At 45.4% G+C, this 18,109-nt stretch carries 11 protein-coding genes and 1 pseudogene; all 12 read left to right on the top strand.

Annotated elements, in window-relative coordinates; translation table 11 throughout:
* Positions 1-13: 13 nt before the first annotated feature.
* Complete coding sequence (gene mraY, locus Q4A14_RS02160; protein ID WP_303169598.1) at positions 14-1,279, top strand: phospho-N-acetylmuramoyl-pentapeptide-transferase; 1,266 nt, start codon at positions 14-16, stop codon at positions 1,277-1,279.
* A gap of 29 nt (positions 1,280-1,308) precedes the next feature.
* A complete protein-coding gene (murD, locus tag Q4A14_RS02155; RefSeq protein WP_303169597.1) occupies positions 1,309-2,670 on the top strand; it encodes a UDP-N-acetylmuramoyl-L-alanine--D-glutamate ligase in 1,362 nt (453 codons plus the stop codon).
* Positions 2,667-3,161, top strand: a complete 495-nt coding sequence (locus Q4A14_RS02150; protein ID WP_303169595.1) for a metallophosphoesterase — start codon at positions 2,667-2,669, stop codon at positions 3,159-3,161. Before murD ends, Q4A14_RS02150 begins: the two co-directional genes overlap by 4 nt.
* Positions 3,162-3,628: 467 nt before the next feature.
* Positions 3,629-5,431 carry a DUF349 domain-containing protein gene (locus Q4A14_RS02145; RefSeq protein ID WP_303169594.1) on the top strand — a complete coding sequence of 601 codons (1,803 nt, stop codon included), beginning with the start codon at positions 3,629-3,631 and terminating at the stop codon, positions 5,429-5,431.
* Between the two features lie 57 nt (positions 5,432-5,488).
* Positions 5,489-6,634, top strand: coding sequence for a hypothetical protein (locus tag Q4A14_RS02140; RefSeq protein ID WP_303169592.1), 1,146 nt, complete (start codon positions 5,489-5,491; stop codon positions 6,632-6,634).
* Between the two features lie 419 nt (positions 6,635-7,053).
* On the top strand, positions 7,054-8,400 hold the full coding sequence (locus Q4A14_RS02135; protein WP_303169591.1) for a BACON domain-containing carbohydrate-binding protein: 1,347 nt from the start codon (positions 7,054-7,056) through the stop codon (positions 8,398-8,400).
* A 589-nt stretch (positions 8,401-8,989) separates the two neighbouring features.
* Positions 8,990-10,234, top strand: a complete 1,245-nt coding sequence (locus Q4A14_RS02130; RefSeq protein WP_303169590.1) for a BACON domain-containing carbohydrate-binding protein — start codon at positions 8,990-8,992, stop codon at positions 10,232-10,234.
* Between the two features lie 318 nt (positions 10,235-10,552).
* Positions 10,553-11,860, top strand: coding sequence for a hypothetical protein (locus Q4A14_RS02125; protein WP_303169589.1), 1,308 nt, complete (start codon positions 10,553-10,555; stop codon positions 11,858-11,860).
* 38 nt (positions 11,861-11,898) lie between these two features.
* Entirely contained in the window at positions 11,899-13,248 is a 1,350-nt protein-coding gene (locus Q4A14_RS02120; RefSeq protein WP_303169587.1) for a lipopolysaccharide assembly protein LapB, read from the top strand.
* A 12-nt stretch (positions 13,249-13,260) separates the two neighbouring features.
* Positions 13,261-13,950 carry an LPS export ABC transporter periplasmic protein LptC gene (gene lptC / locus Q4A14_RS02115; RefSeq protein WP_303169586.1) on the top strand — a complete coding sequence of 230 codons (690 nt, stop codon included), beginning with the start codon at positions 13,261-13,263 and terminating at the stop codon, positions 13,948-13,950.
* A 32-nt stretch (positions 13,951-13,982) separates the two neighbouring features.
* Complete coding sequence (locus Q4A14_RS02110; protein ID WP_303169585.1) at positions 13,983-15,236, top strand: hemolysin family protein; 1,254 nt, start codon at positions 13,983-13,985, stop codon at positions 15,234-15,236.
* Between the two features lie 987 nt (positions 15,237-16,223).
* Positions 16,224-18,109 (top strand): annotated as a pseudogene (locus tag Q4A14_RS02105) (hypothetical protein); the annotation flags it as partial.

The raw sequence follows: 18,109 nt of genomic DNA, 5'->3' as shown, positions 1-18,109 counted from the left end.
GGAGAAGGACAGTATGTTGTACTATTTGTTTGAATACCTCAACTCTTTAGACTTTCCCGGTATCGGGGCCTTTACCTATGTGACTACCCGTGCCGGATTGGCATTTATCTTGTCTATGCTCATCGCCACCATTGTAGGTAGACGCATCATCAATAAGCTCCAACTCATGCAGATCGGAGAGACGATACGCAACTTGGGTTTGGAGGGACAGCTTTCCAAGAAAGGTACTCCGACGATGGGCGGTATCATCATCATTATCGCGCTGCTTATCCCAAGCCTTTTGTTTTGTAAGCTCAGCAATATATACATTATCCTGATGATCGTCACCACTCTCTGGCTCGGCGTGTTGGGATTTGCGGACGATTACATCAAGGTCTTCAAAAAGCATAAAGATGGATTGAGAGGCAAGTACAAAGTAGTCGCACAGATAGGTCTTGGGGTCCTCGTTGCGGTGACGCTTACCATGAGTCCTGCCGTGGTCATCAAGGAAAATAATCAGGCCATAAATCCGGATGGTACGACACAAGTCCACTACACCAAGATTGAGCACAAAAGCGCACAGACGACTATACCTTTCGTCAAAAACAATAATCTCGACTACAGCAGAGTTGCAGATATTCTCGGTCTTGACGGTCATAAAGACCTTGTGACTTTCCTTATCCTCATCATTGTAAGTACCTTCATCGTCACAGCCGTCTCCAACGGCGCCAACCTTACCGACGGTCTTGACGGCCTTGCGGCAGGCTCCTCCGCTATCATTGGAGTTGTGCTTGGTATCCTTGCCTATATGTCCTCGCACATCGAGTTTGCCTCCTATCTCAACATCATGTTTATCCCCGGAGCCGAAGAGCTTGTAGTCTTTGCTGCTGCCTTTATCGGAGCTATCGTCGGTTTTCTGTGGTACAATTCTTATCCCGCTCAGGTATTCATGGGCGACACAGGCAGTCTCACTCTGGGTGGTATCATCGCGGTCTATTCCATAGTCCTACGCAAAGAACTGCTATTACCTATCCTCTGCGGGATCTTTTTGGTCGAAAGCCTTTCTGTGATGATACAGGTTTTTTACTTCAAGTACACAAGGAAGAAGTATGGTGAGGGCAGACGTATCTTCAAGATGACCCCTCTCCATCACCACTTCCAAAAGCCCGGGAATGCAGGTATAGACGCTGTGATCCAACGTCCGTTTGCTCCGGTGCAGGAAGCCAAGATCGTCTTCAGAATGTGGATCGTCGGCATCATCCTCGCATCTCTGACCATCATCACGCTCAAACTCAGATAATCTCTCCCCTTTTATCAAAGCATAAAATCATGGCATATACTATCGTCCTCGGTGGCGGTGAAAGCGGTCTTTGGGCTGCAATCCTCGCAGCACAACAAGGAGACCGCGTCTTACTCTCGGATAACGGCCTTCTGTCTGCCGAAAGTAAAGAACAGTTGACAGCGCACAATATTCCTTACGAAGAAAACGGACACGTCCTACCCGACATCGAGCAGGCCACCCAAGTCATCAAAAGCCCGGGTATTCCCGAAAAAGCACCTGTCATACAGAGATGTCTTGCCATCGGTCTTCCCATCATCTCGGAGATAGAATATGCATACAGATACATCGGCGACAGTCGGGTGATAGCCATCACCGGAAGCAATGGCAAGACCACCACGACTTCACTCATCACCCACCTCCTCAAGGAAAATGGTATCGATGCCATTGCTTGTGGTAATATCGGCCGGTCTCTCGCTCAGTGTGCCGTCAGAGACAGACACGCTGTGTACGTCGTCGAGTTGAGTAGTTTTCAGCTTGATCACATGTACGACTTTCACGCTGATACTGCAGTGCTTACCAACATCACTCCCGATCACCTCGACAGGTACGAGTACAGCCTTGAGAAATATGCCGATGCCAAAGGGAGAGTATTTCAAAACCAAACAGACAAGGACATATCGATCTATTTCCGCGACGATGAAGTGACGGTAGCCATGCTTTCGCGCAGGGGCGAACCCCTCAAGAGCGAAATCCTCACTTTCGGTCTTGGGAATGACACCGATCGAGGAGCATACGCTGATGACACCAACTTTTATATCATTCACAAAGGAATTACTTATTCGGTAGCGTATGCCGATCTTCCGCTCCAAGGTATCCACAACGTCTACAACATGATGGTATCCACCATGGTAGCCCTCAGTATGGGCATAGACATCGAAGGCATCAAGAAGGCTCTCGGCACCTTCAAAGCTGTCGAACACCGTATGGAACCTGTAGCCGTCATCGACGGAGTAAGGTACATCAATGACTCCAAGGCTACCAATATCGACTCCACACACTATGCCCTCTCCGCAATGCCCGATCATAAGACGGTGATCCTCCTCGGAGGGACAGACAAGGGCAACGACTACAGCATGATCTATGATCTGGTGAAAGCCAAGGCCAAAGCCCTCATTTATCTCACCACAGACAACGCGAAGTTGCACGCAGCCTTTGACAACCTCGGAGTACCGACTGCTGACGCTCACAGCGTTGCCGAAGCTCTCGACTTTGTCGGCACACTCAGCCTCGAAGCCGGAGATGTGGTCCTCCTTTCGCCCGCTTGTGCGAGCTTCGACTTGTTCAAAAACTACGAACATAGAGGCAAGGTATTCAAGGAAGAAGTCCTCAAGCGTGCATCAAAACCATGAAGCGTATAGGGATACTCTCCGATACCCATAGTACTTGGGATGAGAGATTTGCTCATCACTTTGCCGAGTGCGATGAGATATGGCATGCCGGCGATATCGGAGATATCTCTGTCCTCGAAGAGCTCCGTAAGATATGCCCCGTGCGAGCTGTCTACGGCAATATCGACGGAGCTGCGATACGGCGCGAATGTCCTGTCGAACAAGTCTTTGAAGTCGAAGGAGCAAAGGTCCTCATACGCCATATCGTAGGACGTCCGGGGAAGTATTCCTTCGGCATACCGACCCGCTTACGCGTCGAGCGTCCCAAGATCCTCGTTGCCGGACACTCTCACATCCTGATGGTCAAGTACGATCAGACCTTCGATACCCTCTATATCAACCCCGGAGCAGCCGGGACTTACGGGGCTCAGGTCGTACGTACGCTCATTCGATTCACCATCGACTCAGGGATCCCTCGCGATCTCGAAGTCATCGAACTTCATCCGAAGTAAAATCCAACCCTCCCTCATCACACATATATAATATTATGCTCACCGGAAGTCTTCCTCCGGTGGTGTCTGCGTTGCACCCCATAGAGCCCCAAAAAGGTTGTCTAACTTGATCAATCAAGTTAGACAACCTTCGATCACAAGTTAGACAACTTCATTTTGACTCTTCTTTACTTTGTGTCGGATAAGGCTTGCCGAGCATCAAAATGAGTCCGGGAGATCCCTCAAACCAAGCCTATACCGTCCGTCCTCCTTGCCTGTCTCCTGCCACGATGAGAGACTTTTCAGAAAGAGTGTACATATAGTAATGATAATCAAGCCTCTTTTTCGTTTTTTTTCGTACCTTGCACTCGGATATAGGTAATGCGGGAGACCGGATTGCCGTTTTGTTGTACTACCCCCTCACTGCGGGGCGACAGTTCGCTGTGCGTCATCGAGTTGAGGATCTATCTTGAAAATTATCTTTGACTATGGAGCATGATCTTGAAATGACCAATGTGACTAACGAAGAAATCAACGCTACGACCGAGCCTACCCAAGCAGCGGCAGAGTCTATGCCTAAGTCTAATGAAGTAGAGACCCTCTTGCAGGTGATCTCCGAGAAGGTGAAAGCAGGCACTTTACCCGAAAAGGCTGAGATGGACCGTCTCACGGCACTTATCTATCGCAAGCCTCAGGTTGCTACTGCCGATGAAGATGAAGAGCACGAAGAGCAAGATCTCGATGAGGCTCCCGAGTCCGGTGTGGAGGATGCCCTCATCATGAGATTTATCAACCTCCAGACTCGCTACAAGGAGTTGAGACACAAGGCGAATGAGGAGTTGAAAAAACAACTCGAAGAAAACCTCAAAGTGAAGACTGCCCTCCTCTCAAGGATGAAGGACTTGCTGACTTCGACCGAAGACTTCGGCAAGATCAAAACGGAGTTCCGTAAGATACGTGAGGAATGGTCTCAGATAGGGGATGTCCCTCAGAACGAAAAGGCAGAGGTGCTCAAGATGTATCAAGAACAGATGGAGCAGTTCTACGAGATCAATGCCATCACCAATGAGTTCAGGGAGTACGACTTCGCAAAGAATAAAGAGGAGAAAACTCATCTCATAGAGCGCGCCAAAGCCCTTGGCGAAGAGCCGGATGTCATCAAGGCATTCAACGAACTACAAGGACTCCATGACAGATGGAAAGAGACCGGTCCCGTGGCTTATGATGATCGTGAGCCGATGTGGAGAGAGTTCAAGCAGGCATCTACCGTAGTCAACAAAAGACACCAGGATCACTTCACGGCTCTCCGTGCCAAAGAGGTCGAAAACCTCGAGGCAAAGACGGCTCTGTGCGAGCGTATCGAAGCCCTCAGTGCCAACCTTCCCGACTCTCGCGAAGGCTGGCGGAAGTTCATGGACGAGATCAACGCCCTCAAAGAAGAGTGGCGCGGTATCGGTTTTGCTCCTAAGAAGCATAACAACGAGATATACCAAAGATTCAAGACTACTCTCAATGACCTCTACAGCAAGCGTAGGACATTCCTCAAAGAGTTGAGCATCGATGTGGATGCAAAGCTCGAGAAGTACAGAAAACTTACCGAACAAGCCGTAGCTCTCAAGGACAGCAAAGAGTGGAAAAAGACGACCGAAAAGATCGTCAAACTCCAAGAGGAGTGGAAGGCTGTCGGTGGTCTCGGCACTCGTGTTGCGGAGGCTACAAGGTTGTGGCACACATTCTCTGATGCTTGCAACGCATTCTTCAAGACTCGCCATGCCGACTTCAAGGAGAAAAATGCGGAGCGCATGCAAAACCTCAAAGCCAAGCAGGAAATCATCGCCAAGCTTGAAGCTCTCAGAGCAGAGCCTACCGAAGATCTGCAGGATGATATAGAGGCTCTACAAGAGGAGTGGCAGGCTCTTGGTCATGTCCCCAACAAAAACAAGGACGAGATCAACGATGCATACTACGGTCTCATCAGAGAGTTGCAACGCAATGCCAAAAGAGGTGAAACCAGGGGCGGTGGCAAGAAGTCTTCGTTTGATCAAGACCTCTCGACCTATACACCTGAACAGCTCTCCGACGAACAGCGTCGCCTGACTCGCATCATCGGCCGTATCGAAGAGGAGATCAAGCAGTACGAAAAGAATATGTGGTTCTTCCAACCTACGGGAGAAAAGAAAGTCAATCCTCTCACTCTGCAGATACAGCGTAAGATCGACAACCTCAAGGCAGATATCAAGAGGTTTGAGGAGCGTGTCGCAGACATCAAGTCTCGCCAAAAGGGAGAGTAATCCCTCCCCCTGCAGGGCATCCCAAAAGGATTGGCTTGACCTAAAGCAAAAAAAGAAATGAGTCTTGACTCATGGCATAACTATAAGTGCGTGCGAGGCAATAAGCCTTGTGCGCACTTTTTCAATCCCGGCTACGAAGCATCGGTAGCCTTGGGCGACAAGTCCTACACACCCTCCGGCATGGTACAGATGATGCGGAGGGATCTGTGGGAGCTTCCCTACTACTATGCCGGAGCCGATGACATCGTACTCAATCCGGAGCATCTGCCCCCACAGGCCACTCTATCCGAGTATACCCTCGCACCATGGGGTTGGGCGCCTGAACTCAAATACGGTAAACTCGCATCGCTGGTCTCTTTCTCATACGATGAGATACGTTTGTGGAGTTCGAGACAAAATACTTATGCTCTTGTCGAGCGGTTGATTACCCTTTTCCCGATCGACTATGACAGAGGCTTTTTGCCATACGCCATCACGGATCAGTCCATACCCCAAGGATTGGATATGGAGAAAAAGTATGTGTTGAAAGAGGAGTTCTCGTCTTCCGGTCGTGGAGTGGTTTTTGTACGGGGAAGCGAAGTCTCCGAAATCCTCTCCAAAAGGCAGAATAAATCCGCCAACAAGCGGATATATCTCGAAAACTTTTACTCAAAAGTAGGCGATAGGGGTTATGAGTTTTATCGAGATGCCGAGGGGCATGTGACCTATGTGGGGCCTTCGGACTTCAAGACGATCGAAGGGCGTTATGTCGGCAATGTGATAGAGCCTGCCGAAAGTATACACAGACGTTGGCGACAAGAGCCGACAAGTCCCTCTCATGACACCTATGTCAATCAACTTCTCCAAGCCCTTGATACACTGCAATTGGGCTCCTACCAAGGACCCATCGGTATCGATACCATTGTGTATGAGGATGCCCGAGGGCTTCATCTGCATCCCTGCATAGAGATCAACATACGCCCAACCATGGGTTGGCTCGCAATATCTCTTGCCGAACGCTATCTTCCCGAAGGTATGAATGGGAGATTTGAGTTGGTACACTTCCCGAGTGCTGATGCGCTCCAAAGAGATCTTGTTCCTCTTCTTGCCTCTACAACTCCTCTTTATCAGAGGGATATCTCTGTTCAATCCCTCTCTCCCGGGACTTACCCGCTCAACACCCTTACACCTCAAAGCCGATTTGCAGCTCTCCTTGTGATTTGAGGTGTAGATGCCTTCCAATCATGGCCGGTGAGTAAGTGTCAGGTTGCTCATGAATTCCTTCATTTAAGGACTTTTTGAAGTGATCAGAAGATTATGTTGTTATTAAATCTTGATATTCTGTTAAAATAGCGATGTTTTTCTCTGATTGCTTTGCTTATTATGTTTTTTATTTATAAATTGTCAGGCATGATTATAGAAAAGTTTGCATTGTTCGGTGTTCGTGAAAGGCACACACGGCTTTAATACTTGCAGAAGAACCATTGAAATGTAAACTAAATCATGAAAAGAGTAATTTGTACGGACCTGGTAATTTTCACCCCGTCCAAAAACTGATTGACCGGAGATCGAAGTCATATGTATCACTGATCAACTGTCTGTCTCCAGGGTACAGGCAGGCGATGAAAAAAACATTTATATCCATGAACAGAGCGCGAATAATCGGACTCATTCTTATGATCCTCATTATCTCATGTAATCGCAAAAGTGAGGATGCAGATATGTTAGAAGTGTCTATTGATAAACTATCCTTCGTGGCGGACGGGGAGAGTAAGTCTATAGTGATAAAGTCTTCATCTGAATTTTGGAGTTGGCAGGGATTGCCCGATTGGATTTACGTGAAAAAGGTTGATGATGGTACAGCTCTGATCATCGTTTTCCGAAACGATGGAGAAGAGGCGAGGCTGGGTGAGATCGTCTTTGTCAATGGGGATCTGAAGCGCAGTGTAAGCATAGAGCAAGCTGCAAGGCCTATGGATTATTACTTTGAAACGGAGGTCAAAAAGATAGAGTTTGATGATGTTAATGATCCCGTGGATGTAAAAATAGACACAAATGCGAAAGCATGGGCGGTCTTGGAAAAGCCGGACTGGATAACAATCACAAAGTCCGAGACCGGACTTACTGTGCAGGCAGACAAAAATCTCATGGAAATAGAGCGAAAAGGTGTTGTTATCCTTGAAGCAAATGAGATTCGTGCCCAAATAGAAATCTCCCAAGCACCCAAGGCTTATGTGAGATTGTCACGTGGACTCGAACCTTTTGACTATATGGGTGGTGAGCAAACCATCTTCTTTGTAAGCAATAGAAAAGTAGAGGTCAACCCACTATATGGTGAGTTTGATCATTTTGGATACAATGTTGTGAGCGATAACGAATTGCAAGTTTCTTGTAGAGTAAATGACAGAGAGAAGGATATCGCAAGTTCGTTTACGTTCGAGTACAAGGATCGAGTACTTCTCGAGGTCGAAGTCAATCAAAGAAAGAGCAGACTGAGAGAGGATCAACGGAAATACCTCATTGCGTTTTACCATGCGACCGGAGGTGCTCAATGGAAAAATAATACCAATTGGCTCTCGGACAAGCCCTTGTCTGAATGGTACGGAATCCGAATGACTTCGGATGGGCGTTTCGTGTTTAGGGTAGACCTGTCAGACAATAATCTGAAAGGACCTATACCTGAAGGTTTCTCTATTCTGTACAGTGCCCGAACGATAAAACTCTGCAATAATGAGTTGGAGGGTTCCATCCCAAAAGAGGCGAGCAAGTTTACGGTCCCTATCGTTTTGGACTTGTCCAATAATAACTTAACGGGTAGTATCCCTGTTGAAATTTGCAATAGCCATTCTCTGAGAGACATAGACCTGAGATGGAACAAACTTAGTGGAGTCTTGCCGGAATGCTTCATAGAACAAATCTCAAAAAAGGCTTGCCCACAGAAGGAAGGATATAAGTTTGACAATTATGATTGTAATGAACCCAAACTATAGCTACAGCTTGTAAGATAGCTGTATATGAGGAGGATGAAACTTTGATTTTTCTCTTTTTCTTTCTTTTCGTGAATAGCTGAATCGACCTGTTGCCCTAATTTTGCTCTTGATACCTGAGCTTGAACAACGATGTTTTTCTCCGATTGCTTTCTTGTTATGTTTTTTATTTATAAATTGTCAGGCATGATTATAGAAAAGTTTGCATTGTTCGGTGTTCGTGAAAGGCACACACGGCTTTAATACTTGCAGAAGAACCATTGAAATGTAAACTAAATCATGAAAAGAGTAATTTGTACGGACCTGGTAATTTTCACCCCGTCCAAAAACTGATTGACCGGAGATCGAAGTCATATGTATCACTGATCAACTGTCTGTCTCCAGGGTACAGGCAGGCGATGAAAAAAACATTTATATCCATGAACAGAGCGCGAATAATCGGACTCATTCTTATGATCCTCATTATCTCATGTAATCGCAAAAGTGAGGATGCAGATATGTTAGAAGTGTCTATTGATAAACTATCCTTCGTCTCAGACGGGGAGAGTAAGTCTATAGTGATAAAGTCTTCATTCGAAAGGGAACCGAACCAATGATGTCGAAAAGAGAGAGTAAGTCTATAGTGATAAAGTCTTCATCTGAATTTTGGAGTTGGCAGGGATTGCCCGATTGGATTTACGTGAAAAAGGTTGATGATGGTACAGCTCTGATCATCGTTTTCCGAAACGATGGAGAAGAGGCGAGGCTGGGTGAGATCGTCTTTGTCAATGGGGATCTGAAGCGCAGTGTAAGCATAGAGCAAGCTGCAAGGCCTATGGATTATTACTTTGAAACGGAGGTCAAAAAGATAGAGTTTGATGATGTTAATGATCCCGTGGATGTAAAAATAGACACAAATGCGAAAGCATGGGCGGTCTTGGAAAAGCCGGACTGGATAACAATCACAAAGTCCGAGACCGGACTTACTGTGCAGGCAGACAAAAATCTCATGGAAATAGAGCGAAAAGGTGTTGTTATCCTTGAAGCAAATGAGATTCGTGCCCAAATAGAAATCTCCCAAGCGCCCAAGGCTTATGTGAGGCTGACAGAGGAGCCTAAAGTCTTCCACTACTTGGGTGGAGTGCAAATACTGCCTTTTGAGACTAATCGAGATATCGAGATCGAAGCACACCCTTACAACCCTGTTAGTGCATTTAAATTTGAGCTTGTAGATGGGAATAAGTTAAACGTCTCCTGCTCAATAAATCATATAGCAAGAGAGCGGGGGCGTACGCTTCACTTTCTGTACAAGGGGCGTTCGCTCCTTACCGTAAAATTTGCCCAAGAGAAGAGCAATCTTGCAGAGGATCAAAGGGCATATCTCATCAAGTTTTATCACTCGACAGGAGGAGAAAATTGGAAGAATAATACGAATTGGCTTTCAGACAAACCTATCTCCGAATGGTATGGTGTGTCAGTAAGAGCCGGGGATGATCTGAATGGGGGAATATACAGAATCACCTTACCTGATAATAACCTCAAAGGGACTATTCCTGAAGGCTTTTCGATTTTGGTTGGAGCAAGATTCATAAAACTTCAGAACAATTCCTTGACAGGTCCAATTCCTAAAGATCTCGGCGACATAAATGAGGCGCTCTTTTTATACTTACAAAATAACGACCTTACAGGAAGCATACCTCCCAATATTTGTAATCTCACTTCCAGAGGAGGAATTGATCTTAGGTGGAATAAACTCACGGGAATACTTCCGGACTGTTTCACGGAAAAACGATCGGCTCGGGCTTGTCCACAGAAGGATGGATATAAGTTTGACAATTATGACTGTAATGAGCCCTAACTACAGCTTGTAAGATTGCTGTATATGAGGAGGACGAAAATCAAAGTTTCGTCCTCCTCTTGCTTTCAATAGATGATATTGTCGAGGCTTTCCTGATTTGTGGTGATACCCGCTGTATTGTGGTATGATCATGTCTGTCTGTGTCTTTCGCGAGATTTTTGGGAGGATAAGTCTCTACATATCGGCAAGATTGAAATTTTTTAACGGCATAATACCCCATATATTTTGCTAAAAGGGCAAAAAATGTCATCTTTGTATTTTGAATAGTGACATTATACTATTGGTGCACTATTTGATGAGCATTTAACAATTGAAGTTATGTCATACAATAATATATATGCGATAGTAAAGTCGGCTCTTGTGGCTGCAACTCTCGCGCTCTTCCCGATCATGGCTGAAGGGCAGGATGTCACATCCTCCCCTTATTCGAGATTCGGGTACGGACTCCTCAATACTCCCGTGTCTACGGCACTGAAGGGTATGGGAGGAGCGGCTATCGGAGTGCAGAGCGACAAGATTGTCAACTTTGCAAACCCTGCCGCCTATGCAGCATCGGACTCACTTTCGTTCATTATGGATATCGGGGTGAGTGCCAATTGGTCTCGTTATGGCGATGGAAAGGTATCCAAGAGTGCCATTCTTGGTAATCTTGACTATCTTGCCATGCAGTTTTCGCTGTACAAGGATCGTCTGATATTCAGCACGGGTATTGTGCCGTTTTCGACAGCCGGTTACGGATTGAAAAATCTTATCCGCATCGAAAATAGCGAGAGACCCGGAGAGATGTTCCAGCAGACGTTCAAGGGTACCGGCTCTATACAATCTCTCTATGGGGGATTGGGAGCGAAGGTCTTCGGAGGGCTTTCGTTGGGTGCAAATGTTCGCTATACGTTTGGGGCTATCACTCACACATCTCAGACGACTCCAAGTTCGACACTGTTCAACCGGACTTTGAAGTCAAGCGATATACGCGTCTCTGCACTTTCTTTTGATTTCGGAGCACAGTATAAGCTGACATATGGTGACGAGAACTACATCGTCCTTGGTGCTACGTTTTCTCCTGCCGCGAAAATGAGTCCGGAACTCACTCTCGTCGAAAACAAAAATGCAGGAGCTGCCATACAGCCCGAGATCATAAAAAAAGAATTGAAACCGGATACTGAGCTCCCTCTAAAGGCCGGTTTTGGGGTGTCTTGGAACAAAGGCAATAAACTTTTGCTCGCAAGTGACGTCCAAATGACAAGATGGGGAAGTGTCCCCAATATCTTCGCAAATGATAAACTTATGCTGAAGGACTCGTACAAGGTCTCCTTGGGTGCAGAGTACTCTAAAGACAGATTCTCGAGAGACTATGCGGACAAGATCATCTACCGTGGCGGTGTCAATTATGAAACCTCGTACACCGACCTACCCATAGTGGGGAAGGTAGACAGAGTGGGCGCAGCCCTCGGTATCGGGCTCCCGGTGTCTCCATACAATGAGCGTACTTCGTATGTCAACTTGTCTCTCGAGTATATCAAGGGACTTCCTTCGGGTGGCAACAATGTCTTTTCAGAGGATATGGTGAGACTCTCTCTCAGCATCAACTTCAGTGAAACGTGGTTCAAGAAGCTGAGGATATACTAAATCAAAACGAAACAAACAACCTAAAGGGAATAATCACAATGAAAAGAATGATCATGGTGGCAGTAGCCCTCTTCATGAGTGTGGCTGCCTTTGCACAGAATCCGGCTACAGCCGGCAACGACAGTATCGAATGCCGTCGCAACATTATGTTCTTCAAGACGCATGCAAAGAGCCAAAACTATGTCGATGCGTACGAGTTTTGGAAGAAAGCATACAGTCTATGTCCGGGCGAAACCAAGGATATCTACATCGTCGGTGCAAAGATCTTGAACTGGATGATCGATAATGCAAAGACTCCGGAAGAAAAGGAAACATACTTCAACGAACTTATGGGGATGTATGACAGCCGTATCAAGTACTTTGGCAATGATCCCGGTACCGGTACCGACTACATATTGGCAGCAAAGGCTGACGACTATATGAGAGTTAAGGGTAACAAGACTGACTTCAACCTCCTTTACTCTTGGCTTAAACCCGCAGTGGATGAGAAGAAGGGTGCGACAGATCCTTTGGCTCTTTCCCTCTTTGCTTATTCTTCAATGCAGAGAATGATGAGAGACCCAAACTTGAAATCTCAATACATCTCAGACTACATGGCTGTGGCAGGATACTTGGATGAAGGTCTCAAGGCTGCCAGAGATGCGGAAAATGAAGATGTGGCTTCATTCTACATACAGTGTAAGAATGGTACAGATACCAACTTTGCTGCAAGTGGAGCTGCAAGCTGTGAGACAGTCGCAGAAGTATTCGGCCCTAAACTTGATGAAAATAAGGAAAACAAGGAATACCTCGAAATGATCATCACAATGCTACGCCGTTTGAGATGTGATGATAGCCCTGTGTACTTCAAGGCTGCTGAATACCTATATGCAATCACTCCGACAGCTGAGGGTGCTATCGGTATCGCTCGTCAGGCAATCATGCAAAAGCAGTTTGACAGAGCTTCGAAGTTCTATGAAGAAGCTCTCAAACTCAGCACAGATGCTGAAGTAAAGGGTGAAGCACACTATGCAATGGCAACAATAGCTTACGAACAAAGACAGTACAACAAAGCAAGGCAACACTGTCTCAAGGCTATGGAAGAGCGCCCCAACTTTGGTAAGCCTATGATCCTCATTGCAAGTATGTATGCAGCTACAGCATCTTCGGTGTATCCTAATGATGCTATCATGCAGCAGATAGTTTACTGTCTTGTGGTAGATAAGTGTGTGAGAGCAAAGGCTATAGACCCATCTATCGCGGATGATGCCAACAAGCTCATAAATACTTACTCTCGTCACTTCCCACGTAAGGAAGATGTATTCTTGCACCCTGATCTTTCGGAAGGCCAGTCGTTCACTGTCGGAGGTTGGATCGGAGAGACTACAACTATCCGTGTGACCAACTAATCTCTACATTCCGTGGATATAGAAGACAGTCATAAACAGGAAAAAAACAGTACAAAGACACTGACACGCCCCACCTTTTGGGGGTGTGTCGGTGTCTTTCTATATATTATCTGGTCGGCAACGGCCTGTGGTCCGGGTAAAGGAGACACCGTCAAAAGTGAAGTAGACACTCTTGTCTTCACGACCATGACAAGAGGGGTAGAGACCCTTGTCTCGGACTCCGGGGTGACAAAGTATAAGCTCGTTGCAGAGCTTTGGTACACTTATGATCAGCCCGAAAAGAAGTGGCGCTTTCCCGAAGGTATATACCTTGAGCAGTTTGATACCCTCTTCAATGCACAAGCTACGGTAAAGGCTGACTCTGCCTACTATTATGAAGCCAAGAAGTTGTGGCACCTCATGGGTAATGTGGAAGTCATGAATAGAGAGGGGCAAAAGTTTTTCTCCAACTCCCTGTTTTGGAATCAGGAGAGAGAAGAGGTCTACTCTCATGACTCTGTGCGTATCATACGATCCGAGGGGCAGGAGTTGAGAGGGAAGTATGGTTTCAAGAGTAACCAGGACATGACAAGCTATATGATCTTTACTTCGTCCGGTCATATGGATGTGGACAAGGATGCTACGTCTCCGACTCTTCCCAAGGATTCTATCAAGGCAGATAGTATTGCTATCAGTGAGACGCTTGATCCAAGTTTGAGATAAAAGATGCGATACTTCCGACTAAAGAGAACACGATGATATACTTTTGGATCATAGTAGTGCTGATGTTTTCAGCATTTTTCAGTGCCAGCGAGATAGCCTTTGTCTCAGCAGACAGACTTCGTATAGAGTTGGAAAAGTCTCACGGGCGTTTTTACTCAAGGATGCTCGCGATTTTCTTCGATCGCCCCGACTTGTTTATCACAACGATGCTCGTCGGTAACAACATTGCCCTCGTCATCTATGGTCTTCTCATGGCTCTTTTGCTCGAGCCATATTTTCATGATTTTATCTCCAATGACTTCATGGTCGTCTTCGCTCAGACGCTTGTGTCGACGATCCTTATACTCATCGTAGCTGAGTTTATCCCCAAGGCTGTATCCAAGCTGAATCCCAATTGGCAGTTACGCAACTTTGCGCTACCTCTCTTTCTGCTTTATATCTTACTTTATCCCATAGCTTTATTTTCGTCGTGGTTGAGTAAGATCCTTTTCAAGCTCTTCAGAATCAAAGATCTGGACGAAAAGGATGTTCGTCTCGGACGTCTTGATCTCGACAACTATATAGAGTCAAATGCTCAGGGAGACCAACCTTCTCTGAACAATGAGGTAAAGATACTCCAAAATGCTCTTGACTTTCCGGATGTGAAGGTGAGGGACTGCCTCGTCCCTCGTAATGAGATAACAGCTGTCAACATCGACACCACAAAGGACGAACTTATCGAGATCTTTGACTCTACCGGTTACTCCAAGATCCTTGTCTACAAGGATACCATAGACGACTTGGTCGGGTATATTCATGCCATCGAGATGTTCAAGAATGCCGACCATTGGCAACAGCACATCAATCCTACCATATACGTCCCTGAGACACAGGCGGCAGACAAGGTGATGCGTCTCTTGATGCAGAAGAAAAAGAGTATTGCCATTGTAGTCGATGAGCTTGGCGGGACTGCAGGTATCGTCACACTGGAGGATATCGTCGAAGAGATCTTTGGTGAGATTGAGGATGAGCATGATATCAAGTCTGTGGTAATGCGAAAGCTGAGTGAGGATGAATACATCCTCTCGGGACGTGCTGAGGTCGATCAGGTCAATGAGGTTTTTGAAGAACTCGAACTCCCTTTGTCCGATGAGTACAAGACCATATCGGGTTTGCTCATAGACTTCTATCAAGGTTTTCCAAAACGAGGCGAAGAGATACATTACCCTCCTCACTTTCTCTTTCGTATCATCAGATCGACAGGCAACAAGATCGGCTTGGTCAAACTCAAAGTCATCAAACCTTGATTTGCTTGATAGGCCGTCCAAGCGTTAGCAAAAAGAACAAGAAAAATATTTGGTATATAGTATCGCCAATGTAGATGCCGATTTAATTAATAAAAAAAGGGTCGTCTGAGAGACTTTCTCTCGGGCGACTCTTTTTTATATGCCAATTCTCTTTCTGCGTGTGGGACGATTGATCTCCTTTTGGGGGCAGCTGTTTGTTTTCTTTCTAAGCGATCAAGGTGCAAGGGGATATTTTCCGATCCTTTTTTTTATAGGGGCGATCCGTTTTTATCTTAAGTTCTTTTGATGTCTATTCATTCATGATCATATCTTTTCTGAAGGTGTTAAAAAGGGGCTGTCTTGTGATTTATCACGTCAGATACTTTATTTATCAAGGGAGTTATATTGATTCGTTATGTTAGGGGCATATAATCAGCGTGTTATGTCTCTTTTTCTTTACTTGATTCTACCCTAAGGATTATTGGTTTATAAATCCGGTGCTGCGGCATGAGATATTCTCCTTTGTAAAAAAGTCTTCATTTTCTCCTTCGGCAAGGTTTATCTGAAGATTTGGTTGTGAAAGTGAAAGTGTATTTTATTTTATTGATAATTAGACTTTTGGCTTCGTTTTGGTGTTGTTTGAAGTGTTGTTTTTTATATTAAATGAATGTTTTTATGATGTTAATTTGCACTATTTAACCATGCGGTTGTGTTGCTTATCAAAGAATATGCATAACTTTGCCTCGATTAAAAATAAAATGATAAATGATTGCCATGGGAGACGCAAGTTCCGTATTCCATGATTTTTTACAACAAAGAGAAGATTGATTTTATTTCAAATCCAATAGTTTGAATAATTGAAGGGACGCTTTGAGAAAAAATAAGAATTTATCTACTGCAATTTGAATTCTTGTGATTCGAGAAAAAATACCGGATCGGATCAAAAGAGTACAAGACAACTAAGGAATACGAATTACAACTAATTTTATCACAACTCATCTTAATTAAATGGTAAAGAAAATTCTATCGACCGGAGTATTTCTGGTTTTGGTTGCTTTGCTTTATTCCTGTACAGGCATAGGGGCAAACGTAGACATCACAGTACCCAAGGGACCAAAGGGAGACCCGGGGCTTTCTGCGTATGATGTGTGGAAGGAAAATGTAAATAACGGTACTATCGATTGGCCTAAGGGCGAAGTCGATATCAATGACTTTTTCCGATTCCTCAAAGGTAAGGACGGAAAAGATGGCAAGAATGGTGTAGACGGCAAGGATGGCAAGTCTGCATATGAGGTGTGGAAGGAGTTCATCTCTACAGGCAATGCCGATGATCCTCATAACCCGGGTAAGAAATGGAATCCAAATAGAAATACTGAAAAGGATTTCTGGATGTTCCTTGCAGGTAAGGACGGAAAAGATGGACAGGACGGTAAGGATGGTATGAGTGCATATGATCTATGGAAAAAAGACCTCGCTGACAAGTGTGGTACTGCAGACCAGATCATGAATCCTCACAATCCTTCACAGCCATGGCCTTGCGACAAGAACACCATGGAAGATTTCTATAAGTATCTGAGAGGTGTTGATGGTCAGAGTGCATATGCTCTATGGAAGGAAAAAGTACTTGATGGTACTATAAAGTGGCCTAAGGATCAAGTCGGTGAGACTGACTTCTTCAGATATCTCAAGGGTAAAGACGGTAAGGACGGCAAAGACGGTGTCGACGGTCTCAACGGTCTCAATGCTTATGAAGTATGGTATCAATATATATCATCAGGTGATGTGGAGGATCCTCATAACCCCGGTCAAAAATGGCCTGCAAATAAAAATACAATGAAAGATTTCTTTGTATATCTGACAGGTGCTAAGGGAGAAAAGGGTAACCCCGGTGTAGACGGTAAGAGTGCTTACGAACTTTGGAAAGAGGAACTCGAAAAGAGATGTGGTACTGCCGATCCTATGAAGAACCCACACAAGCCTACAGAAAACTGGCCTTGCGATGAAAAGGGTATGGAAGACTTCCTCAGATACCTACGTGGTATGGATGGTGCAAGTGCATACGAAATCTGGAAGAAGGGTGTCCTTGACGGTTCTATAACAGGCTGGCCAACTAATGAAGTGTCTACAGCTGATTTCTTCAGATATCTCAAGGGAGATAAGGGTGAAAAGGGCGACAAGGGTGACAACGGTAAAGATGGCGTAAATGGCTTGAGCGCGTACGAAATCTGGAAAAAGTACATCGAGCCGGGCAATGTCCCTAATCCACACAATCCTACAGAAATGTGGAATCCAAATGAAAACTCTGAACAGGACTTCTGGAGATTCCTTGCAGGTAAGGATGGTAAGAATGGTCTTAACGGTGTTAACGGTAAGAGTGCTTATGAGCTTTGGAAGAAGCAAGTTGAAGAAAATTGTGGCGATCCAGTAAATCAGGTAATGAATCCACATGACCCAACTAAGCCGTGGATATGTAGTAGAGTAACTCAGAATGATTTTTGGGATTACTTGAGAGGGCCTAAGGGTAGCGATGGAAAGGATGGCAAAGATGGTGAGCCGGGTCAGGCTGTTGAAATTGGACGACCTAATGTCCTTCCTGTATTCTTCAATGGTAAGTTGAGAGAGTATGTTGATCCTACAGATGGATCGGTGTCATTCCAAGTTTTTGATAAAGACGGAAATAAGGTTCAAGATGGAGTTAAGGTTAAGGGTATTCCTGGAGTTACAGATCCTAATCATGAGTTTGTAACCGGTCCAGACGGTAAGATTAAAGTCCCCAAAGATCTTCTTCCTGTTCGATTTGCTCCCGGACAAAGAGCTGGTAAGGCTCTTGTGGATTTGGCAAAGAATGGTGTTTTTGAGGAAACAGCTCCTAATATCTTAACTCCTAACCGTAT

This window comes from Porphyromonas sp. (genome assembly GCF_030529325.1).
Classification (GTDB): domain Bacteria; phylum Bacteroidota; class Bacteroidia; order Bacteroidales; family Porphyromonadaceae; genus Porphyromonas_A.
This window is presented reverse-complemented; position numbering and strand designations above follow the sequence as displayed.

What these genes read in the sequence shown, in the direction of transcription:
- murD (WP_303169597.1), top strand. Translation starts at nt 1,309, where the DNA reads ATGGCATATACTATCGTCCTCGGTGGCGGTGAAAGCGGTCTTTGGGCT.
- Q4A14_RS02125 (WP_303169589.1), top strand. Translation starts at nt 10,553, where the DNA reads ATGTCATACAATAATATATATGCGATAGTAAAGTCGGCTCTTGTGGCT.
- Q4A14_RS02130 (WP_303169590.1), top strand. Translation starts at nt 8,990, where the DNA reads ATGATGTCGAAAAGAGAGAGTAAGTCTATAGTGATAAAGTCTTCATCT.
- Q4A14_RS02140 (WP_303169592.1), top strand. Translation starts at nt 5,489, where the DNA reads ATGAGTCTTGACTCATGGCATAACTATAAGTGCGTGCGAGGCAATAAG.
- Q4A14_RS02135 (WP_303169591.1), top strand. Translation starts at nt 7,054, where the DNA reads ATGAACAGAGCGCGAATAATCGGACTCATTCTTATGATCCTCATTATC.
- Q4A14_RS02120 (WP_303169587.1), top strand. Translation starts at nt 11,899, where the DNA reads ATGAAAAGAATGATCATGGTGGCAGTAGCCCTCTTCATGAGTGTGGCT.
- Q4A14_RS02110 (WP_303169585.1), top strand. Translation starts at nt 13,983, where the DNA reads ATGATATACTTTTGGATCATAGTAGTGCTGATGTTTTCAGCATTTTTC.
- mraY (WP_303169598.1), top strand. Translation starts at nt 14, where the DNA reads ATGTTGTACTATTTGTTTGAATACCTCAACTCTTTAGACTTTCCCGGT.
- Q4A14_RS02150 (WP_303169595.1), top strand. Translation starts at nt 2,667, where the DNA reads ATGAAGCGTATAGGGATACTCTCCGATACCCATAGTACTTGGGATGAG.
- Q4A14_RS02145 (WP_303169594.1), top strand. Translation starts at nt 3,629, where the DNA reads ATGGAGCATGATCTTGAAATGACCAATGTGACTAACGAAGAAATCAAC.